General features: G+C 67.8%; 19 protein-coding genes. 14 read left to right on the plus strand and 5 right to left on the minus strand.

Annotated features, from left to right (window positions below):
- Positions 1–2 precede the first annotated feature (2 nt).
- From GON06_RS18955 to GON06_RS04785, 8 genes are all read left to right on the plus strand, one after another.
- Positions 3–815, plus strand: a complete 813-nt coding sequence (locus tag GON06_RS18955; RefSeq protein ID WP_198346606.1) for a carbohydrate ABC transporter permease — start codon at positions 3–5, stop codon at positions 813–815.
- Positions 812–2,941 (plus strand): glycoside hydrolase family 36 protein, encoded by a 2,130-nt coding sequence (locus GON06_RS04755; RefSeq protein ID WP_332837161.1) that lies wholly within the window; start codon positions 812–814, stop codon positions 2,939–2,941. Before GON06_RS18955 ends, GON06_RS04755 begins: the two co-directional genes overlap by 4 nt.
- The gene (locus GON06_RS04760; protein ID WP_157311154.1) at positions 2,941–3,933 is read left to right on the plus strand and encodes a hydroxyacid dehydrogenase; all 993 of its coding nucleotides are present in this window, start codon (positions 2,941–2,943) and stop codon (positions 3,931–3,933) included. The genes GON06_RS04755 and GON06_RS04760 overlap by 1 nt, the downstream gene beginning before the upstream one ends.
- 35 nt (positions 3,934–3,968) lie before the next feature.
- Positions 3,969–4,943: a glycoside hydrolase family 43 protein gene (locus GON06_RS18640; RefSeq protein WP_157311155.1), complete on the plus strand. Its 975-nt coding sequence runs from the start codon at positions 3,969–3,971 to the stop codon at positions 4,941–4,943.
- The gene (locus GON06_RS04770; protein ID WP_157311361.1) at positions 4,940–6,859 is read left to right on the plus strand and encodes an alpha-L-fucosidase; all 1,920 of its coding nucleotides are present in this window, start codon (positions 4,940–4,942) and stop codon (positions 6,857–6,859) included. The genes GON06_RS18640 and GON06_RS04770 overlap by 4 nt, the downstream gene beginning before the upstream one ends.
- Entirely contained in the window at positions 6,846–7,883 is a 1,038-nt protein-coding gene (locus GON06_RS04775; protein WP_332837162.1) for a LacI family DNA-binding transcriptional regulator, read from the plus strand. The genes GON06_RS04770 and GON06_RS04775 overlap by 14 nt, the downstream gene beginning before the upstream one ends.
- A gap of 100 nt (positions 7,884–7,983) precedes the next feature.
- Complete coding sequence (locus tag GON06_RS04780; protein WP_157311157.1) at positions 7,984–8,895, plus strand: family 43 glycosylhydrolase; 912 nt, start codon at positions 7,984–7,986, stop codon at positions 8,893–8,895.
- Positions 8,896–9,061: 166 nt separating this feature from the next.
- Positions 9,062–10,162 carry a winged helix DNA-binding domain-containing protein gene (locus GON06_RS04785; protein WP_157311158.1) on the plus strand — a complete coding sequence of 367 codons (1,101 nt, stop codon included), beginning with the start codon at positions 9,062–9,064 and terminating at the stop codon, positions 10,160–10,162.
- Here the strand turns inward: GON06_RS04785 and GON06_RS04790 are convergent.
- Positions 10,120–11,739 carry an SDR family oxidoreductase gene (locus GON06_RS04790; RefSeq protein WP_157311159.1) on the minus strand — a complete coding sequence of 540 codons (1,620 nt, stop codon included), beginning with the start codon at positions 11,737–11,739 and terminating at the stop codon, positions 10,120–10,122. The genes GON06_RS04785 and GON06_RS04790 overlap by 43 nt on opposite strands.
- A gap of 76 nt (positions 11,740–11,815) precedes the next feature.
- Here GON06_RS04790 and GON06_RS04795 point away from each other — a divergent pair, with 76 nt between their 5' ends.
- The 5 genes from GON06_RS04795 (at position 11,816) to GON06_RS04815 (ending at position 15,718) form a co-directional block, all read left to right on the plus strand.
- Complete coding sequence (locus GON06_RS04795) at positions 11,816–12,190, plus strand: ArsR/SmtB family transcription factor (protein WP_157311160.1); 375 nt, start codon at positions 11,816–11,818, stop codon at positions 12,188–12,190.
- A gap of 2 nt (positions 12,191–12,192) precedes the next feature.
- Positions 12,193–13,173, plus strand: a complete 981-nt coding sequence (locus GON06_RS04800; protein WP_157311161.1) for an SRPBCC family protein — start codon at positions 12,193–12,195, stop codon at positions 13,171–13,173.
- Positions 13,174–13,343: 170 nt separating this feature from the next.
- A complete protein-coding gene (locus tag GON06_RS04805; RefSeq protein ID WP_157311162.1) occupies positions 13,344–14,141 on the plus strand; it encodes an alpha/beta fold hydrolase in 798 nt (265 codons plus the stop codon).
- A 104-nt stretch (positions 14,142–14,245) separates the two neighbouring features.
- Complete coding sequence (locus tag GON06_RS04810; protein ID WP_157311163.1) at positions 14,246–14,779, plus strand: hypothetical protein; 534 nt, start codon at positions 14,246–14,248, stop codon at positions 14,777–14,779.
- 48 nt (positions 14,780–14,827) lie between these two features.
- Complete coding sequence (locus tag GON06_RS04815) at positions 14,828–15,718, plus strand: hypothetical protein (protein ID WP_157311164.1); 891 nt, start codon at positions 14,828–14,830, stop codon at positions 15,716–15,718.
- Here GON06_RS04815 and GON06_RS04820 read toward each other — a convergent pair.
- The 4 genes from GON06_RS04820 to GON06_RS04835 form a co-directional block, all read right to left on the minus strand.
- Complete coding sequence (locus GON06_RS04820) at positions 15,715–15,942, minus strand: hypothetical protein (protein WP_157311165.1); 228 nt, start codon at positions 15,940–15,942, stop codon at positions 15,715–15,717. The genes GON06_RS04815 and GON06_RS04820 overlap by 4 nt on opposite strands.
- 4 nt (positions 15,943–15,946) lie before the next feature.
- Positions 15,947–16,300, minus strand: a complete 354-nt coding sequence (locus GON06_RS04825) for a protealysin inhibitor emfourin (RefSeq protein ID WP_232528157.1) — start codon at positions 16,298–16,300, stop codon at positions 15,947–15,949.
- Entirely contained in the window at positions 16,275–17,348 is a 1,074-nt protein-coding gene (locus GON06_RS04830; protein WP_157311166.1) for a M4 family metallopeptidase, read from the minus strand. The genes GON06_RS04825 and GON06_RS04830 overlap by 26 nt, the downstream gene beginning before the upstream one ends.
- A gap of 65 nt (positions 17,349–17,413) precedes the next feature.
- On the minus strand, positions 17,414–19,909 hold the full coding sequence (locus tag GON06_RS04835; protein WP_157311167.1) for a DEAD/DEAH box helicase: 2,496 nt from the start codon (positions 19,907–19,909) through the stop codon (positions 17,414–17,416).
- A 66-nt stretch (positions 19,910–19,975) separates the two neighbouring features.
- Between GON06_RS04835 and GON06_RS04840 the strand changes: the two genes are divergently transcribed.
- Entirely contained in the window at positions 19,976–20,389 is a 414-nt protein-coding gene (locus tag GON06_RS04840; RefSeq protein ID WP_198346608.1) for a protease inhibitor I42 family protein, read from the plus strand.
- The last annotated feature ends 8 nt before the right edge of the window (positions 20,390–20,397 follow it).

The raw sequence follows: 20,397 nt of genomic DNA on the forward strand, positions 1-20,397 counted from the left end.
TCGTGCTCACCGGACTCATCCTCTTCACGATCTACTCCGTGGGACCGGCATGGTGGCTCATCGTGTCGGCGACCAAGTCTCGAGAGCAGCTGTACACGACCAACGGGCTCTGGTTCGCGGACTTCCGGCTGTTCGACAATCTGACGGAGCTGTTCAAGTACGAGAACGGTTCCTTCGGAGTCTGGCTGTGGAACTCCTTCCTCTACTCCACTGCCGGGTCGATCGGACAGACGATCATCGCCCTCGCCGCCGGCTACGGCCTGGCCATGTATCAGTTCCGAGGCAGAGCCACATCGATGGCGTTCATCATCGGTTCCTTCCTCATCCCCGGGGCGCTCCTCACCATCCCCGCCTACCTGCTCTTCGTGCAGCTGGGCATCTTCAACACCATCTGGTCCATGATCATCCCGGCGTTCTTCGGGCCCTTCTCCGTCTACCTGGCGAAGGTGTACACCGAGGGCGCGGTGCCTCCGGAGCTCCTCGAAGCAGCGCGGATCGACGGAGCCGGCGAGTACCGCATCTTCTTCAGCATCGGTCTTCGTCTGCTGACGACGGCGGGAGCCACCATCTTCCTGCTCCACTTCGTCGCCGCATGGAACTCCTTCTACGGACCGCTCATCATGCTCCGCGACCGCACCCTGTGGCCGGTCATGCTGGGTCTGTACTCCTGGCTGGGGCGCGGAGCGGACTCCGAGATCGACGTGACGACACTGGTGATCACCGGATCTCTCGTCGCGACCATCCCGATGGTCCTCCTGATGGTGGCGATGCAGCGGTACTGGCGCGCAGGCGTCACGATGGGAAGTCTCAAGTGACGGCGTTCGACGTAGCAGCCACCGGGAGCACGGACACCGTAGAGATCCTCGACGAACCCGCCGCGCGCGCAGACGCATCCGGTCGCCTGCAGACATCGGTCGCTGACATCCACTGGTCGCCTGGAAGCCCGGCCGCCCTGTCGTCTCTTGACGGCTCCGAACTGCTCGGACGTGAGGGCGTTCCGCTCGTCGAGGTGTTCACCGCGCGTGAGCAGCGCGCCCGGACCAGCCAGGCATACGTGCATTCCGCCGTCGGAGCCAGACTTCGTGTGCACCACGTCTCCGAGACGGCCGTATCGGGGGTGCATCGGCTCATCATCGAGCAGCGGGACGACGTGTCCGGCCTCGTGGTGCGGAGCACGATCAGCCGGCCCGAGGGGCTGCGTGCACTGCGCGTCGAGACGACCCTGAGCAACACCTCCGACCGACCCGTCACCGTGACAGCCGTCGCGATGGCCTTCGGTATCGGAAGAAGGGAAGCGCTCGAAGGCATCGTCCTGGGCACGGCCGCCAGCGAGTGGCTCGGCGAGAACCGATGGAAGGAGACGGCGGTCACCGACGTGCTTCCTCACCTGGACCTCGCCTTCCACGGTCAGGACGCGCGCGGACACCACGGCATCACCAGCCACGGAGCCTGGTCCAGCGGTGAGAACCTCCCGGTCGGATACCTCGTCGACACCGCTTGCGGTGAGGCATTCGCCTGGCAGATCGAGACCAGTGCCGGATGGCATGTCGACCTCTCCGCTTCCCGCGACGGCGCCGTGATCTCCTTGATGGGGCCGACGGACCTGGAGCACCATTTCGCCCACCGGCTCGACCCGGGGGAGTCCTTCGAAGCCGTCGCCGTCGCCGTCGCGAGTTCCGGAGTCGGCCGCGACGACGCTCTCGCGCAGCTCACCGGATATCGCCGCTGGCTGCGAGACGACAGGCGCCGGGCCCCGGAGCTGCCCGTCGTCTACAACGACTTCATGAACACCCTGATGGGCCAGCCGACGACGGAAGCGCTGCTGCCGCTCATTCGCGAAGCAGCAGCTGCCGGCGCCGAGGTGTTCTGCATCGATGCCGGGTGGTTCGCCGACACGGAGATCGGCGATTGGTGGGACACCGTCGGCGATTGGACCGAGGCCCCTGATCGATTCACGGGAGGGCTCGCCGCCGTCATCGACGAGATCCATCGACAGGGCATGAGGTCCGGACTGTGGCTCGAGCCAGAGGTCGTCGGCGTCAAGAGCGCTGTCGCCGATGCCCTGCCGGAGGAAGCGTTCTTCCGCAGGTTCGGCGAACGCGTGCGCGAACACGACCGCTACCACCTCGATCTGCGGCACCCTGCCGCGAGGCGTCACCTGGATGCCGCCGTCGACAGCCTGATCGCCGAGTTCGGCGTCTCCTACTTCAAGTTCGATTACAACATCAACCCCGGTGCGGGCACGGAGTGGCAGGCTGCCGGTGCGGGGGACGGACTGCTCGCGCACACCCGCGCCCTACGCGAATGGCTGGTCGACATCGGACGGCGTCATCCGCACGTCCTGGTGGAGAACTGCAGCTCCGGCGCGATGCGCGCCGACTACTCCCTTCTCTCGATCACGCACCTCCAGTCGACGAGTGATCAGCAGGACTTCCGTCTGTACGCGCCGATCGCCGCATCGGCTCCGGCGCACATCCTTCCGGAGCAATGCGGAAACTGGGCCTACCCCGCCGCTGGCATGTCGCAGGAGGAGACCGCGTTCACGATGGTCACTGGACTGAGCGGACGCCTGTACCTCTCCGGCTTCCTCGACTCCCTCGCTCCCTCCCAGCGCGACCTCGTGCACGAGGCCCTCGTCGTGCACCGCCGAGACCGGCATCTGCTGCCTTCGGCGACCCCGTTCTGGCCGCTGGGCCTGCCCGCGTGGACCGATCCCGTTGTCTGCCTGGGGCTGCGCCACGAGCAGGGCGTCACCTTGTACATCTGGGATCGGGGTGACCAGCCGGCATCGGTGCTCATACCCGGGGTGCGAGGACGAGTGCGGACGAGCTACCCGCGCGAGGCATCGCCCTGGTCGTTCGCCCAGGGTGCGGACGGACTCGCCGTCCGCACCCTGGCGGGACCCACAGCCCGAGTACTCACGATTGTGGAGGAGAACTGATGCCGGGTGTGAAGGCTGCCTTCGCCATGGCGCCCGAGATGGTGCCGTTCATCTTCGGCGAGACCGAGATGGGCAGGCTGCACGAGCTCCTCGATCTCGACCCGCATCGCATCCTGACCTGGCAGGAGGACCGCGAACCCGAGCTGGAGGGCCTCACCGACGTGGAGCTCCTGATCAGCGGTTGGGGCGCGCCCTTCCTCGGGGTGTCTCAGCTCGATCGTCTTCCCTCTCTGCGCGCCGTCGTGCACTGGGGAGGTGGCATCGGGTTTCTCGATCACCATGCGCGCGAACGTGGGATCGAGGTCTCATCCGCCCGCGCCGCCAACGGCATCCCGGTGGCCGAGTTCACGGTGGCGATGATCACACTGGCGGCCAAGGACGCGTTCTGGGCCTCGCGGCAGTATTGCCGCGATCAGCGCTTCGTCGACCGGGAAACCGAGCTGCCGCACACAGGCCTGTACGGCACGACGATCGGCCTGGTCGGTGCATCCACCATCGGGATGCTGGTCATCGAGCAGCTCCGTGACCGCGACGTCGAGGTTCTCGTCTACGACCCGTATCTCGCGGAGCCGACGGCGGAGGCTCTGGGCGTCGAGGTCGTCCGAGATCTCGAGGACCTCGCCCGGCGCAGCACCATTCTGTCTTTGCACGCCCCCGTCACGCCTCGGACGGAGGGGATGATCTCGCGCCGGGTGCTCGCCGCCCTGCCGGACGGAGCGACTCTCGTCAATACAGCGCGAGGCATCCTCGTCGACCAGGACGCCCTCGTCGACGAGCTCACCGCGAAACGCATCCGCGCGATCCTCGACGTCACCGAACCAGAAGTGCTGCCGAAAGGACATCCACTGTACGCCCTGCCGAACGTCTTCCTCACTCCCCATCTGGCCGGATCCACAGGGGTCGAGCTGCGCCGGCTCGGTCACGCCGCCCTCGCCGAAGTGGAGCGCTTCGTGTCAGGGACCCCGTTCGAGAATCCATTCCCACTGCCGTAGCGATCGACATGACGGACAGAGAGCGAGACAGCCGGATGGCACCCACCGGGGAGTACGCGGGGTACCTCTATGTGCATTTCAAGCGTGAAGCGGCGGAGGGAGAGCAGATCCACTTCGCGTTGAGCGACGGCAACGACCCGTTGCGATTCGCCGACCTCAACGACGGCCGACCGGTGGTCCGATCGAAGGTCGGACAGCGCGGAGTACGGGATCCCCACGTCGTACGATCGCCCGTCAACGGGCGCTACTACATGGTCGCGACGGATCTGCGCCTGTACGACAGCATGGATTGGGACCACCACCAGCGCTGGGGCAGCCGCTCGATCGTCGTCTGGGAGTCGGCCGACCTGATCGAGTGGGGGGACGGGCGGCTGGTCGAAGTCGCTCCTGTCGAGGCCGGAAACACCTGGGCGCCCGAGTCGGTCTGGGATGCCGCGCAGAACGCGTTCATCGTGCACTGGTCCTCGACGCTGTACGACGACGAACGGCATGACGGGCGCAGCTACAACCGGATCATGTACGCGACCACCCGCGACTTCCGTGAGTTCTCGAAGCCGCAGGTGTGGATCGATCGCGGATGGTCGACGATCGACACCACTGTCATCGAGCACGACGGCCGCTACTACCGATTCCTCAAGGATGAACGCTCGAGGGATCATCTCGCACCGCAGGGCAAGTCGATATTCTGCGAGCACTCCGGATCCCTGACTGCCGCGGCGTGGACGCCGCTCGCTGAAGGCATCGGCTTGGACACCATCCGTCAGGGCGAGGGCCCGCTGGTGTACAAGTCGAACACCGAGGAGAAGTGGTTCCTCTGGATCGACGAGTTCACGAATGAACGTCGCTATGTACCGTTCGAGACGACGGACCTGGCGAGCGGAGTGTGGACGGCGTCGGCGGACCACCGGCTGCCCGGAGATCCTTGCCATGGCGTCGTGCTCCCCGTGACCGCGGACGAATACCAGCGACTCAGCACCGCCTGTTTCGACGCGAAAGGGCACCGGGAATGACTCAGCCGCGTATCAGCCGTCGCAGCGAACAGCAGATCCTGCAGGATTTCGTCGACATGCGCTTCGGGATGTTCCTGCACTACAGCTTGGGTACGTACACCGATGAGGAGTGGGCGCGTCCCCATCAGGATCCCGCGTTGTTCGCGCCTCAAAGTGTCGATTGTGCGCAGTGGGCGGCGGCGGCGAAGTCGGCGAAGATGGAGTACGCCGTGCTGACGACCAAGCACCACGACGGATTCTCGCTCTGGCCGACGCAGTACGGAACGCAGAATGTGCAGTACAGCGGTCATCGTGAGGACGTCGTCCGGAATTATGTCGACTCGTTCCGCGCCGCCGGTCTGAAGATCGGGTTCTACTTCTCGATCTGGGATCGTACGGCGGGCTTCGAGGCCCAGGGTGGCCACCATGTCTCCGACCCGACGAAACAGATCGAACCTGCCCATGTGGACGTGATTCTGGGGCAGCTCACCGAGCTGCTGACGAACTACGGGCGGATCGACGTCCTCCTGACCGACGGATACACCTGGCAGGCGGGGCAGCAGGCGGTCAGCATCGCCCGCGTTCGAGAGCTGGTCAAGGGACTGCAGCCGGATTGCGTCCTCGCGGACATCTGCGCCGTCACCCAGCCATGGCTGGGCGACGCGATCTTCTGGGAGGAGCCGATGGGGATCCGCGTCCCCGCCGGCAACGTCAACGCGGGTGTCCAGGGCCAGACGATCAGCGACGGGTGGTTCTGGCACCCGTCGACACCCACCGAGGAGCTGATGTCGGTCGCCGACATCATCGATCACTTGAACGAGACCGAGCCGCGCTATACGTCCTTCCTCCTCAACTGTCCACCGAACCGTCGGGGTCGACTCGACGAGAATGTCGTCGACCGTCTTGCAGAAGTCGGCACCGCCTGGGCGGGGCCGGATCTCTCCCGCGAGCCTCTTCCTCCCCAGCAGGTCAGGACGGAGTGGCCGGTCATCCCCGTCGCCGCCTGCGCGACATTCTGGAACAGCGCGTCCGACCTGTACGAGGTGCCCTATAACGCGATCGACGGGCGTGGCGACAAGAATCTCGAGACCTGCTGGTCGACCTGGATGCCGACCGGTGGTGCGCTTCCCGCATCGCTCATCGTCGATCTGGGCGGCGTGTGGTCCAACGTGACGACCTTCGAGTATCTGCCCAAGCAGTGGAATCGCAACGGGGCGACGGACGGTGACGTCAGGCAGGCACGGGTCCTCACTTCGGTCGACGGCATCGCCTACGAGCTCGCCGCAGACGTCACATGGGCATCCGGCGCGACTCCGAAGGTCGCTGAGTGGCCGGCGCGGGATGTCGCCTATGTCAAATTCGAGATCCTCGCTGGCACGGGCGGCTACTCGAACGTCACCGGGATCAAGGTCGGCGGTCGTCTCGTCAAGCCCGAGCGCGCCGTTGATCCGCGGAAGGACACAACCATTCAGCTCAGGAATCGCGCATCGGGCAGATACCTCGCAGACGACGGGCGGGTCGTCGCGCAGGTCGATGAGGCGGCGAGATGGATTCTGCGGGAAGCCGAGGAAGGATACTGGTGGCTTGAGGCGGAGAACACCGGATTCACCCTCACTCTGAACGGGGCAGGTCGCACGGCGGGCGCCTCCGTACACTGCGCTCGACGCGAACGTAGCCACCGGCAGTTCTGGGCGTTGACGCGCATCGAAGACGGGTCGGTGATCCTCACGAATCGGTTCAACATGCTCACACTCGGCGCAGGCGCGGAAGGGGCGACCGTCTCGTTGCGCGACCCCTCACTCGGCGAGGCGGAGACGAAGTGGGAGATCACAGTCGTGGCCGCCGCGGGGGAGGCGATGCCGCACGTCCGGGAACGATCAGATGGGATAGCGTTTGCAGCAAAGCGCTCGGAGGAGATCGAAGGTGCCCGTGGATAAGCCGCCGACACTGGCAGACGTCGCCAGGCTGGCCGGGGTGTCTGTGCCGACTGCTTCCCGCGCGCTCAATCCCGGTGTCCGTGGCAAGAACAGCGGGTCTCCTGAGCTTCGGCGCCGAGTGGTCGACGCGGCGCGCGCTCTGGGGTACGCCGTGAACCCCGCCGCTCAGACGACGAAGGGCGGCCGCGCACGCACGATCGCGCTGATCGTCAGCGACATCGAGGACTTCGGATCCGCGACGATGATCTCCGGTGTCATGCACGCGGCGGAGAAGCGCGGTGTGTCGGTCGCCGTGCGCACGACCTTGGACGACCCGTTGCGTGAACTGGAGCTTCTCACGGCGCTGCGGGGCGAACGCCATCGCGCGGTCGTGATCGCCACCGCAAGAACAACCGACATGCCGCGTGAGCGGGCACTGGAAGCGCAGCTGCGGACCCTCGACGAGCACGGGACACGCGTTGTGATCGTCGGTGACAGCGCCCTCGACTTCCCCGCTGTCACAGTGGACAATCACGAGGCGGGGCGGCTCCTCGCGGATGCACTGGCGCGGTCCGGCAAGCGGCGCTTCGCCATCCTGGCAGCGCCCCCGATGGAGATCACCTCGCGGGATCGGGTTCACGGATTCCTCCAGGGACTCTCTGAGCACGACATCACCGTCCCCGACGCGGATGTGATCCACCAGTCCTTCTCCCGGAACGGCGGGTATGCCGCGATCGACATGCTCGGTGACCGCATTGAGAGGCTGGATGTGATCGCGGCCATGAGTGACGCGATGGCGGTGGGGGCGATCGCCCGTCTCCGTGAGCTGGGCGTGGAGTCACCCCGTGATCTCGAGGTCACCGGGTTCGACCACGTGCCGATGCTGGGGGACGTGCTTCCGCAGTTCAGCACCGTGGAGGTTCCTCTCGAGGCCTTCGGCGAGGCGGCACTGTCTCTGGCGTTGGACGAGGACGGCCCCGATCCGGGTGCTCGCATCGCGTTGCGGGCGACGCCGATCGTTCACGGCGAGCCGATCATCCGATGAGACGCGCTGGCGGCTTCGGCGCGCTAGGCCGCACAGGCGAACGACATCCAAGACTGGTGCGCATGAACGCGCACAGAATGCAAAGGAGCACGGAGAAGTGATGCACGTACCTGCAGAGAGCACGGGATCGATCACGCCAGGTTCGGTCTTCCTCGATGATCGCGGCCGCATCGCTCAGCTCCACGGCATCGGGCTGGCTAGGGTCGCAGACCGCTGGTACGCCTGGGGCGAGGACAAAGCGTCGGGAGGCACGTTCACCGCGGTCGCCTGTTATTCCTCTGCCGACCTGGTCTCCTGGCGTTACGAGGGCGACGCGCTCACCGCGGGGGAGGGCGAGATCGCAGCCGATCGTGTCATCGAGCGGCCCAAGGTGATGCAGCGCCCCGACGGAACCTGGTTGATGCTCTTGCACGTCGATTCCGAGGACTATTCGTTCGCGAGCGTCGGATACGCCGTCGCGGCTGACCCGGCCGGTCCCTTCCGCTATGTGCACAGCGAGCGGCCGCTCGGGAACATCAGCCGCGACATCGGCGTCTACCAGGAGGACGGCGTCGGCTACCTTCTTTCGGAAGATCGGGAGAACGGCTTGCACATCTATCGTCTCCGCCCCGATTACCTCGGTGTCGAGGAGGTCGTCGCAACCCTTACGCAGCAGAACAACCCGGCCATCGGTTATGAGTCCCCGACACTGGTCCGCCACGACGGGCTGTATTACTTGTTCGGCTCCGACCTGACCGGCTGGAGTACGAACGACAACATGTTCACCACTGCGGAGTCCCTCGAGGGACCCTGGACTCCGTGGCGTCCCTTCGCGCCCGTCGGCAGCGCCACGTTCGACTCGCAAGTCAGTGTCGTCGTGCCAGTTGGCGCGGGGCACCTGTACGTCGGAGACCGTTGGCAGCGGGATGCTCTCGCCGAATCTCCGGCGGTCTGGCTCCCCATCACGCTCCGCAACGGCACCGCAGAACTCGAATGGCTGGATGCCTGGGCGCCTCAGGACGTCTTCGGATGAGCTTGCGACCTGATCGGGCCCGTCCATCTCGTTGAGAGTCTTCTCGACCGACCTCAGACGACGGTGATTGGTCGCGCCCGCGGCGATGGCGGCGAGTGCGATCTTCTCCACCAGTCGCGTGGTGGAATCTGCCGTGCCGCGCGGGGCGTGCTGGCAGGATGACACCGTGACCAGGAACAGACCGGCGGGAGGCACCGGGGCGAGGACGCTCCGCGACATCGCTCACTGGCGGCTGCGCTCCCAGCTGCTCGAAGCCCCGATGGCCGACGCCGAGAGCGTCGTGCGCACCATGCTCGCCGTGCAGGCCGAGAATCCGGCGCAGTCCGCCTGGGCGGTCGCGACCCGCACGGCATCGCCCGACCGCGACGACCTCGCCCAGTCGCTGGCGGCCGGCAGGATCGTGCGCACCCACGTGCTCCGCCCCACCTGGCATTACGTGCATGCGGATGACGCGCGCTGGCTGATCGAGCTCACCGCGCCGCGGGTGCTGCCGGTGTTCGACCAGCAATTGCGACCGGTCGCGGATCGCATGACCGAGCTCGCCGACGCGATCGCGGAAGCCGTCGCGGGCGGTACCGGCCTCACCCGCCCCGAGATCGCGTCCGCCCTCGCCGATCGCGGTCTCGGCCTGCCGTCGCAGCAGTTGACCCTGCTGCTGGGCAGACTCGAGCTCCACCTGCTGCTGAGCAGCGGCGTGCCGCGCGACGGCCAGCACACCTACGCGCTCATGGACGAGCGCGTGCCGGCATCCTCGACGATCGATCGCGACGAGGCTCTCGCGCGCCTTGCGTTCCGGTACCTCGGATCGCACGGCCCGGCCACCGACCGCGACCTGGCGTACTGGGCCACGCTCACGCTGACAGACGCCAGGCGAGGGATCGCCGCCGTCTCGGAGCAGTTGGAGTTCTTCGAACACGACGAGCGCACGTACTGGCACGCTCCGGCGAGCGTGCCGGCACCGACGCCCGCACGCGCGCATCTGCTGCAGATCCTCGACGAGATGTACCGCGGCTATCAGGACTCCCGCTGGACCCTCGATGCGGAGGGCATCGTGCCGCGCGGGCGTGAGACCTCGACCGGCATGGTGCTCTGCGACGGCCAGCTCGTCGCCGGCATGCGTCGGACCGTCGACGCGCGCAGAGTGCTCTTCGAGGTCGCGCCGTACCGACGGCTCACCAAACGGGAACTGGCCGAGATCCAGAAGGCAGCAGGTCGCAGCGCCGCCTATCTCGGGGTCGAGGCCGCGCTGGAGGTCGCAGACGTCTGAGTGCCGGGTGCGCTGTCGCGGGCTTCGTCGCGTGCGGCCGACTGCTCCGCCGCGGCCGTGATGCGCGCCGCCATGCCCGAGAAGATCAGCCCGTGGAAGGGCAGCACCGCCAGCCAGTAGAGCCGCCCGGTGAGTCCGCGCGGGAAGAAGACCGCCCGCTGGTCGTATCTGGATCCGGTGCCGGACCGACGGGCTCGCAGCTCGAGCCACGCCGCGCCAGGCACCTTCATCTCGGCGCGCAGTCGCAGCAGGCCACCTTCTTCCGCGTCTGGTGCCCGCACGGCCTCGACCCGCCAGAAGTCCAGAGCGTCGCCCGGCATGAGGCGGCTGCGGCTGCGCCGGCCGCGGCTGAGTCCGACCCCGCCGACGAGCCGGTCCATCCAGCCCCGCACCGCCCAGAGGAATCCGGACGAGTACCAGCCGTTCTCCCCGCCGATCCCGAGGATCACGGCCCAGAGGTTCGTCAGGGACGCGGTGGTCTCCAGGGATCTCTCATCGGTGAAGACCGTCCGGCCGGCCCAGTCCGGATCACTGGGCAGCGGATCGCTCGGAGCACCGGTGACCTCCGCGTCCTGCCAACTGGTCTCGACCGAGTCGGCCTTCACGCGGCCCAGCGCGAGGGCGACCGCGCGCCGATACGGAGTCAGCCCGCCGTCCGGCGGCGGGATGATCTCGTCGACGGAGCGGTCCTTGACGACGCACTCGTTCTGCAGCGAGGCGACCAGCGGCCGCGCGATCGTGCGCGGCACGGGAGTGACGAGATTCACCCATAGGGACGCGAGCTCGGGAGTGAGGACGGGCAGCGCTGCGATGGCGCGCTGCGGCAGGCCGGCTTCGACCGCGTACCCGTTCATCATCTGTCCATAGCGCAGCACATCGGGTCCGCCGATGTCGACCGCGCGATTCACCGCCGGATCGACGCGTGCGGCGGCGAGGAGGTAGTGCAGGACGTCGCGGATCGCGATCGGCTGGATGCGGTTGCGCACCCACTTCGGTGCGGGCATGTACGGCAGCACGTCGGTGAGGTGGCGGATCATCTCGAACGAGGCCGACCCGGATCCGATGACCACGCCCGCCTGCAGCACGAGCGTCGGCACGTCCGAGGAGAGAAAGATCTCGCCGACCCGCACCCGCGAGCGCAGGTGCGGCGACAGCCGGATGCCGTCCGGATGGAGGCCGCCGAGGTAGACGATCCGGCTGACGCGGGCGGATGCTGCGGCGGAGGCGACGGTCTCCGCTGCCCGCTCATCCGCCTCTTCGAAGCCCTTGCCGGCGCCCATTGCGTGCACCAGGTAGTAGACGACGTCGACGTCGTGCATCGCCCGGGCGACGGCATCCTCGTCCTCTGCCGAACCCTCGACGATCTCGACCTCCGATCCCCAGGGGAGGGAAGCCGCGCGGGCCGCATCCCTGGCCAGCGCGCGCACCTCGTAGCCGGCGTTCAGCAGTCGGGGTGTGAGGCGCCCGCCGATGTAGCCGGTGGCGCCGAGCACGAGCGCGCGCGGCGAAGTGCCGTCGTCCCTCGGGATCGCGCGGACGGCGGGCTCGCGGCCGGTGGGCTGGGTGAGTTCCGTCATGGTCCGAGACTACGGACGTCTCCGGACAGAAGAAGGGTCTTGACACCGGCATCCGCTCGTCATAACATACAACCAAATGGTTGCACAAACAGAACTGAGCGAGACGGAGATCGACCGTGTGTTCCACGCACTGGCGACGTCGACCCGGCGAGACATCCTGCGCCGGACCATCGATCGCGAGCAGTCCGTCTCCGAGCTGGCCCGCGACTACGACATGTCGTTCGCCGCGGTCCAGAAGCACGTCGCCGTCCTCGAAGAGGCACGGCTGGTCATCAAGCGCGCCGAGGGACGCGAGCGGCTCGTCCGCGCGAATCCCGACATGATCGCCCGCGCCAAGGCACTGCTCGCCCGCTACGAGGAACTCTGGCGTGCACGCATCGCCCGTCTCGACGACCTGCTGGCAGCACCGGCATCCGACAACGAAACCGCACGACCGGAACAAGGAGAATGACAATGCCCGTCATCGACATCACCAACGACCCCGAGGCCCTCACCCTCACCGTGACCGCCGAGTTCGCGGCATCCGTCGAGCGCGTCTGGGACGCGTACTCGACGCCGGAGCAGCTCGAGCGCTTCTGGGGCCCTCCGGGCTGGCCGGCCACGTTCACGAGCTTCGACCACCGGCCGGGCGGCTTCGCGCAGTACCACATGACCAGCCCGCAGGGGGAGAAGTCCTCTGGCCGCTGGGAGTTCCTCACCATCGACGCGCCGCACCGCTTCGAGGCTCTGGACTGCTTCGTGGACGACGCCGGCGAACCGCTCGACGGCTTCCCCGCGATGCGCATGACATACGACTTCACCGAGACCGACGGCGGCACCCGCATGGTCTGCGTCAGCCACTTCGACTCGGTCGAGGCACTGCAGCAGGTCGTCGAGATGGGCGTCATCGAGGGCACCCGCCAGGCGATGGGCCAGCTCGACGCCGTGCTGCAGGACCTGCGCGAGTACGCCCAGGGCAAGGGCACCCGCCTGGAGCTGCTCGACGACACCCACGTGCGCATCACCCGCCTGGTGAACGGCCCGCGCGAGATGGTCTGGCGCGCGCACATGGATCCGGAGCTCACCAAGCAGTGGATGACCGGACCCGACGGCTGGGTCATGACGGAGGATATCCCGGCCGACACGGTCGGCAAGCACTACCGCACCTCGTGGGCGCCGGTGGGCGACACCGAGGGCGAGCCGTTCGGTTTCGAGGGCGACGTGTTGCTCATCGACGCCCCGCGCCGCGCGGTCACCACCGAGATGATGATCGGCACCGACGGGCCGTCCACCCTCAATGACCTGAGCCTCTACGAGGAGGACGGCGCCACTCTCATCACCATCCTCATCGAGTACCCCGACAAGGACACCCGCGACATGATCCTCGCGACGGGCATGATCGACGGCATGGAGGCGGGCTACGACCGCCTCGAGCGGTCGGTGCTCGTGGCGTAGCATCCGCTTCTCGCGGCGCGCCGTCGCGCACCGCGTCGGAGATCGGCAGGATGTCGGAGGGATTTTGTGAATCCCTCCGACATCCTGCGTTTCTCCGACAAACCGGCGAGCGGATGCCGGGCAGCCGCGCCCCGAGCCGGCGCGACCCGGCACGGGAGCAGAATGATGTCATGGCCCTTCCCCTCTCCGAACTGCAGATGCCCGATCCACAGCGCGTGTACACGGCCGACGGCACGAGTCTGGCGACGTACACCTGGGGCGATCTCGACGCTCCCGTCGTGGTCATGGTGCACGGATTCGCGTCCAACACCCACGACAACTGGGTGCTCACCGGGCTGGAGCGCCGGCTGGCCGCATCCGGCCTGCGGGTGATCGGGATCGACCAGCGCGGACACGGCCGCAGCGAGAAGCCGCACGAGGCCGGCGCGTACAGCCTGCGGACCCTCGCCGCCGACGTCGAGACCGTGCTCGACACGTACCTCGTCGACACCGCGTCGTACCTCGGATACTCGCTGGGCGGCCGCGTCGGATGGCAGGTGATGCTCGACCTGGAGGACCGCATCGATCGGGCCGTGCTCGGCGGCGTACCCGACGGCACCGCCCTCGACCGCATCGTGCTCGAAGAGGTGCAGGCCCACCTCGACGAGGGCGCCCCGATCAGCGATCCCGTCACGCAGAGCTACATCGAGCTGACCGAGCGCGTACCGGGCAACGATCTGCGCGCCCTGCTCGCGCTCGCCCGGGGCATGCGCAACGACGCGATCATCGCGCACCCCGAGAACGCGCCGCAGGTGCCGGTGCTGTTCGTCACGGGCACCGAGGACACCATCCTGGAGGGCTCTCGTCGCCTCGCCGAGGTGACCCCGGAGGGCCGGCTGATAGAGGTCCCCGGCCGCCACCACTTCAACACTCCGGCATCCCGCGGATTCCGCGACGCAGCGACCGAGTTCCTCACCGCGGACCGGTGAGCCCGCTGCTGCCCCGGGTTTCGTCTCTGAGGAGTGTCGCTGTTTGCCGCATCCGGCGCGGGGAAGCGACCATTTGCGACATTCTCCGCTGGTAGCGTCGGCACGTGGGCATCGTCGTCAAGTTCCTGCTGATCGCACTCGTCGTGGCGCTCGTGATCGGCATGGTCATGCGGATGTTCCGCAAGCCCGCCCCGCAGACCACCGGGCCGAAACAGCAGCGGATGCCACTGGTCGTGCCCCTCATCGGGTGGCTGCTGCTGATCGCGGGGCTCGGCTTCGGACTGGCCGGGTTCTCGGCCCGGCCCGGCACAGACCCGGTGCCGATGCGGATCGGCTCGGTCGTCGCCCTCGTCCTGGGACTGCTCGTGCTGCTGATGCACCGCAATCGGTACGTGCAGCCGGATGCCGATCGTGTGCGCTTCCGCACGTTCCTGGGCCGGGAGGGGACGATCACGTATCGCGACATCACCACCTTCGCTGTCTCGGAGAACGGATGGCGCTCGCGCCTGCAGCTGCGGGCGGCGGACGGCACCCGGCTGCGCGTGAACCCGGCGGTGTTCGACATGTCGCCGACGCTCGCCGCGATCCGGTTCAAGGAGCGCACCGGCCGGTGGCCCTCCCCGGGCGAAGCGCGGTGACCGGCTTCACCCAGGACTACCCCAGCATGTCGTGACACCTTTGGGAGCATGAGTGTCCATGCCCCGGCGCACGCCCCGCAGCAGAGCAATGCTCTCGCGGGGACGGCGCTTGGGATCGTGGCGGTCGCCGCGGGGATCGCACCGTGGATCGCCGGGGGCGGCATCCTTCCGGTGCAGAACCTGTGGCGCACCGAGGTGCAGCGCTTCCAGATGCCCTTCTCACTGCTGCCGGTGAGTCAGTACTACGCGACCAGCATGTTCGTGCTGATCGTGATGGGCGGCGTCTTCGCCGGTCTCGCCCGCCGTATCCTCGCCCGCACCTGGGCCGCCTGGCCGATCGCGCTCGGCGTGCTGATCGGGCACATCGTCGTCGTGACTCAGAGCTTCATCGCAGACGCACGCGGACTCGACCTCGACGACAAGCGGGCCTGGTGGTATCTCGGCGGTCTGCTCGCCGGAGCGATCATCGCCGTCGGCTTCGCGCAGGTCGGCTACTGGCTGATCTCCCGTCCGTCGAGCGGACCGGCCGCACTGGGCATCGCGCTCGCCGCGGTGCCGCTCGCGGCATGGATCGGGATGTGGGTGCAGCTGCTCTCGGGACCGATGGGCATTCCGCAGGGCGTGCTGCTGGTGCTGCGCTGGCTGCCGGCCGTCGTCGTCGGCCTCGCCCTCGCCTGGTGCGGAGTGATGCCGCCGACCCGCCTGATCGTCTGGTTCCTCGGGCTGAGTGCACTGTGGATCGCGCCGGCCGCGTTCACCGCTGTCCAGTACGCGCTGGGATCACGGGTGCTGGCGGGCGATCTCAGCGAGATGGCCTCCGCCGGCATGCAGGTGTTCCCCGCTGCGCTCGCGATCGGATGGCTGCCGGTGGTCGTCGCCGCCGTGATCGGCGTCGTCGGTGCGGCGCTGGCTGCGATCCTGCGCCGGCAGCGCGGCTAGTCGTCGCCGTCGCCGTTCGCGGTGACATCCGCCGCCTCCGGCGCGGGAGGAGCGACCGGGAACACGACCGACGTGTAGAGCGGGCCGCCGCTGACGCCGAAGAGATCGGATGCCGTGGGCGGGGCATCGAGCTGCTCGGCGGCGCTCTGCGCGTCGAGTGGCTCGGATGGAAGCCCGGCCCACTCGTTCTGTTCCTCTTCAGGACGCTGCTGGAAAAGACCCATGCCGCTATTGTCCCTCGTTCGTCGAGTGGTCGGCCCGGTCTTCCCGCGGGGCGTCCCGGACGGCGTCGACGAGGTCGCGCCAAGCGCCGACCAGGGCCGGCTCCGGAATCTCGCGGCGTCTCTCGTCATGCCGGGTTGTGGCCTGGATCAGCCAGGTGAACCGATCCGCGCCGAGCGGGGACTCCGGCTCCGGCTCATCCCACGGGCAGCTCTCGATGAGCTCCACCCAGCGCTGCTCCTCGTCAGGGGCCGGGTCGACCCGCCACCGGCGGCGGATGCCGGCGATTCCGCCGGTGCGCACGACGAGCACCGCCAGTACGCCGGCAGACGCGTCATCCGGCGATTCGACTCGTGGCATCCTCGATCACTCCGACGGCGATCCATCCGTTGCGGACCGCCTCTTCCACGTTATCGCCGAGTTCGCGCGCCGCAACCAGTGTCGCGTCGGCGAACTGCGCGAACGTGGCCGTCGTGGACAGCCCGCCGGTGAGCGCGCGGTACCAGACGGTGCCCGCCTCTTCCCACGCGTGGCCGCCCAGCGTGGTCGCCGCGAGGGCGAACGCGCGGTTCGGGATGCCGGAGTTGATGTGCACGCCGCCGTTGTCCTCGGTGGTAGTGACGAAGTCACGCATGTGCGCGGGCTGGGGGTCTTTGCCGAGCTCATCGTCGTCGTACGCGGTGCCGGGGTTCAGCATGTCGCGCAGCGCCCGACCCTGGACCGCAGGAGTGAAGAGGTCGGAACCGATCAGCCAGCTTGCCTGATCGGCGGTCTGCCCGAGCAGGTGCTGCTCGGTGAGGGCGCCGAACACGTCGGCGATCGACTCGTTCAGCGCGCCGGGCTGGCCCTGGTACTCCAGGCCGGACGAGGTCTGGATGACGCCGTGTCCCAGCTCATGGCCGATCACCGACACCGACCGCGTGAATCCCTGGAACACCTCGCCGTCACCGTCGCCGAACACCATGCGGGCACCGTCCCAGAAGGCGTTGTCGTACTTCTGGCCGTAGTGCACCGTGGCGTTCAGCGGGGCGCCGGCACCGTCGAGCGAGTTGCGCTCGAACGCCTCGAGCAGCATGTCGAAGGTGGCGCCCAGGCCGTCGAAGGCCTGATTCACCGTCACGTCGGTCACCGGTCCGTCGTCTTCCCTGCGCACCACCGTGCCGGGCAGGGTCTCGGTGCCCTGCGCATCCGAGATCGTGCGATCGGGGGCGGCCGTCACCTCGGCGACGAGGCCGCCGGACTCGTCCAGCGAGAACTCCAGCCGCGACCGGAACGGCGGCCGTCCCGCGATGAGCGTCTGCCGCGCGGCATCCGCCGCCGTCGAGTACCGCTCGGACTGCGCCAACTTGGCCAGCAGATAGGCGGGCACGATGCCCTGGTGGATCGGGGACTGATACGTCTTCGTCATCTTCATCGTCTTTTCCATCACCTTTGTCGTTGTCTCCGACGATACGCGCGGGGGACGACATCGGGTCAGAGCCGATTCACGCCCGTCACAGTGATCACGGCCTCGCCGGCCTCGTCCGACTCGGCGAGGTAGACGGTGGCCGAGATGCCCCAATCGTGGTCGCCCTCCGGATCGTCGAGGATCTGGCGGATCGCCCACGACGAGGCGCCCTCCTCGATCATCAGGAGCGCCGAGCTGCGTGCATCCGCCCCGGTGAGAATCTCGTCGTGCTCGGCGAAGTAGCTGTCCAGCGCGGCCTCCCACCCGTCGAACGACGGGTCGAGCTCGGCGAGGGCGTCGAGGTCCTCGCGGGCGGCGAGCTGCACCCGGCGGAACAGCTCGTTGCGCACCAGGATGCGGAACGCCCGCACGTTCGTGGTGAGCCGCTTGGGCGCCGGCGGCACCACCGGGCCGTCCTCGTGATCGACCGGATGCCCGGACACGAGCTCCTCCCACTCGTCGAGCAGGCTGGAGTCGACCTGGCGCACCAGTTCGCCGAGCCACTCGATCAGGTCGCGCAGCTCCTCGCTCTTGAGGTGCTCGGGGATGGTCTGCGACGCGGCGCGGTAGGCGTCTGACAGGTACCTCAGCACGACGCCCTCCGAACGCGCGACCTTGTAGAAGGCGACATATTCCCCGAACGACATGGCCCGTTCGTACATGTCCCGCACGACGGATTTCGGATGCAGCGCGAAGTCCTTGATCCACGGCTGCGCGGCGCTGAACGTGTCGAATGCCGCCGACAGCAGCTCGTCGAGCGGCTTCGGGTAGGTGATCTGTTCGAGCAGCTCCATCCGCTCGTCGTACTCGATGCCCTCGGCCTTCATCGCGGCGACCGCCTCACCGCGTGCGATGAACTCCTGCTGCGAGAGGATCGCGCGCGGATCGTCGAGGGTCGACTCCACGATCGAGATCATGTCCAGAGCGAACTGGCCGGTCCCTGAGCCCGACGAAGGGTCCGGCTCGAGCAGCTCGAACGCGGCCAGCGCGAACGGCGACAGCGGCTGGTTGAGCGCGAAGTTCGGCTGCAGGTCGACGGTGAGGCGGATGCCGTCTGGGCCGTCCTCCACCACGCCCGATTCACGCAGGGTCCGGTAGATCCCGAGGGCTCGCAGGGCCAGCATCCGCTGCTTCGAAAGCGGTTCGTGGTTGTCGTATACCAGCGCGCGTATATTGGCGAAGACGTCGCCACCGCGTCCGATCACATTCAGCATCATCGCGCTCGTGATCTGCATGTGCGAGGTCAGGGTCTCGGGCTCGGCCTCGATGAGCTTGTTGAAGCTCGGCTCGCCCCACGAGACGAAGCCGTCCGGCGCCTTCTTGCGGATGATCTTGCGCTTCTTCTTCGGGTCGTCGCCCGCCTTGCGGATCGCGGCGATGTTCTCGGACTCGTGCTCCGGAGCCTGGGCGACCACGGTGCCTGCGGTGTCGAACCCGGCACGGCCCGCGCGGCCGGCGATCTGGTGGAATTCGCGGGCGTTCAGCTGCCGCATGCGCGTGCCGTCGAACTTCGTCAGCGCGGTGAGCAGTACGGTGCGGATCGGCACATTGATGCCGACGCCCAGGGTGTCGGTGCCGCAGATGACCCGCAGCATCCCGCGCTGCGCGAGCTGCTCGACCAGCCGCCGGTACTTCGGCAGCATGCCGGCGTGGTGCACGCCGATGCCCATCCGCAGCAGCCGCGACAGGGTCTTGCCGAACGCGGTCGTGAAACGGAAGTCGCCGATCAGCGCCGCGATCTCGTCGCGCTGCTCGCGGCTGGCCACCTTGGCGCTGGCGAGCGCCTGCGCCCGTTCCATCGCCGCGGCCTGCGAGAAGTGCACGATGTAGATCGGCGAGCGGTCGGTGTGCAGCAGGTCGTCGATCGTCTCGTGGATCGGCGTCACCTCGTAGAAGTAGTGCAGCGGCACCGGTCGCTCCACGCCGGTGACGACCGCGGTCTCGCGGCCGGTGCGTCGGGTGAGATCCGCGGCCAGCTCGGTGACGTCGCCGAGCGTGGCCGACATCAGGATGAACTGCGCCTGCGGCAGTGTGAGCAGCGGAACCTGCCAGGCCCAGCCGCGGTCGGGATCGCCGTAGAAGTGGAACTCGTCCATGACGACCTGGCCGACATCGGCATCGGGCCCCTCGCGCAGAGCGAGGTTCGCGAGGATCTCGGCCGTGCAGCACACGATCGGAGCATCTGCGTTCACGGCCGAGTCGCCGGTGACCATGCCCACGTTCTCGGCGCCGAACACGTCGACCAGCGCGAAGAACTTCTCGCTGACCAGGGCCTTGATCGGCGCCGTGTAGTAAGTGCGGCGGCCGTCGGCCATGGCCGCGAAGTGCGCGCCGACGGCGACGAGCGACTTCCCGGTGCCGGTCGGGGTGCTGAGGATCAGGTTGTTGCCCGAGACGATCTCGATGACCGCCTCGTCCTGCGCGGGATAGAGGCTGATCCCGGTACCCTCAGCCCATTCGACGAATGCCATGTACACGGCATCCGGGTCTGCGCCGCGCACTGCCTTCGGATCGAGAGTCATGATGTCTCGATCCTTTCACGCCGGCCGGTTCCAGTAGCGTGAGCACGGAGGGGGACGATGATGCGGATGAGGGTGCGCGCCGCCGCTGCGGCCGTGGTGCTGATGATCGCGATCGGGTCGGCGGGCTGTACGAGCGAGACGCCGACGCCCGAGCCTGCCGCGACAGTCGGGGAAGGATCCTCGAGCGCGACGGTGAAGAAGGGCGACACGGTTCTCGTGAACCTCGGTGAGTGGAGCTCGGGCGTGGGTGACGCGTGGGTGCTGACCGAGGAGCCCGATCCCGAGGTGCTCGTCGAGAAGCAGCCCGAGCCTTCGTCGGGGGGCGCCGCCGTCCCCGGCAGCCGCACCGAGATGACGGACACCTACGAGGCCGTCGGCGAGGGCGAGGTCACGTTGGTCTATGAGTACATGTTCCGCGGCGAGATTCCCGACGACCCCGCCCAGCAGATGACGCAGACCTTCCGCATCACCGTGCGCTGAGCGCGTGC

The organism is Microbacterium sp. MAH-37 (genome assembly GCF_009758255.1).
GTDB lineage: Bacteria > Actinomycetota > Actinomycetes > Actinomycetales > Microbacteriaceae > Microbacterium.

Bases quoted from the DNA above. Each gene is read 5' to 3' on its own strand.
- GON06_RS04760 (WP_157311154.1), top strand. From the start codon at position 2,941: ATGCCGGGTGTGAAGGCTGCCTTCGCCATGGCGCCCGAGATGGTGCCG.
- GON06_RS18640 (WP_157311155.1), top strand. From the start codon at position 3,969: ATGGCACCCACCGGGGAGTACGCGGGGTACCTCTATGTGCATTTCAAG.
- GON06_RS04770 (WP_157311361.1), top strand. From the start codon at position 4,940: ATGACTCAGCCGCGTATCAGCCGTCGCAGCGAACAGCAGATCCTGCAG.
- GON06_RS04780 (WP_157311157.1), top strand. From the start codon at position 7,984: ATGCACGTACCTGCAGAGAGCACGGGATCGATCACGCCAGGTTCGGTC.
- GON06_RS04790 (WP_157311159.1), bottom strand. From the start codon at position 11,739: ATGACGGAACTCACCCAGCCCACCGGCCGCGAGCCCGCCGTCCGCGCG.
- GON06_RS04795 (WP_157311160.1), top strand. From the start codon at position 11,816: ATGGTTGCACAAACAGAACTGAGCGAGACGGAGATCGACCGTGTGTTC.
- GON06_RS04800 (WP_157311161.1), top strand. From the start codon at position 12,193: ATGCCCGTCATCGACATCACCAACGACCCCGAGGCCCTCACCCTCACC.
- GON06_RS04805 (WP_157311162.1), top strand. From the start codon at position 13,344: ATGGCCCTTCCCCTCTCCGAACTGCAGATGCCCGATCCACAGCGCGTG.
- GON06_RS04815 (WP_157311164.1), top strand. From the start codon at position 14,828: ATGAGTGTCCATGCCCCGGCGCACGCCCCGCAGCAGAGCAATGCTCTC.
- GON06_RS04820 (WP_157311165.1), bottom strand. From the start codon at position 15,942: ATGGGTCTTTTCCAGCAGCGTCCTGAAGAGGAACAGAACGAGTGGGCC.
- GON06_RS04825 (WP_232528157.1), bottom strand. From the start codon at position 16,300: ATGCCACGAGTCGAATCGCCGGATGACGCGTCTGCCGGCGTACTGGCG.
- GON06_RS04830 (WP_157311166.1), bottom strand. From the start codon at position 17,348: ATGACGAAGACGTATCAGTCCCCGATCCACCAGGGCATCGTGCCCGCC.
- GON06_RS04835 (WP_157311167.1), bottom strand. From the start codon at position 19,909: ATGACTCTCGATCCGAAGGCAGTGCGCGGCGCAGACCCGGATGCCGTG.
- GON06_RS04840 (WP_198346608.1), top strand. From the start codon at position 19,976: ATGAGGGTGCGCGCCGCCGCTGCGGCCGTGGTGCTGATGATCGCGATC.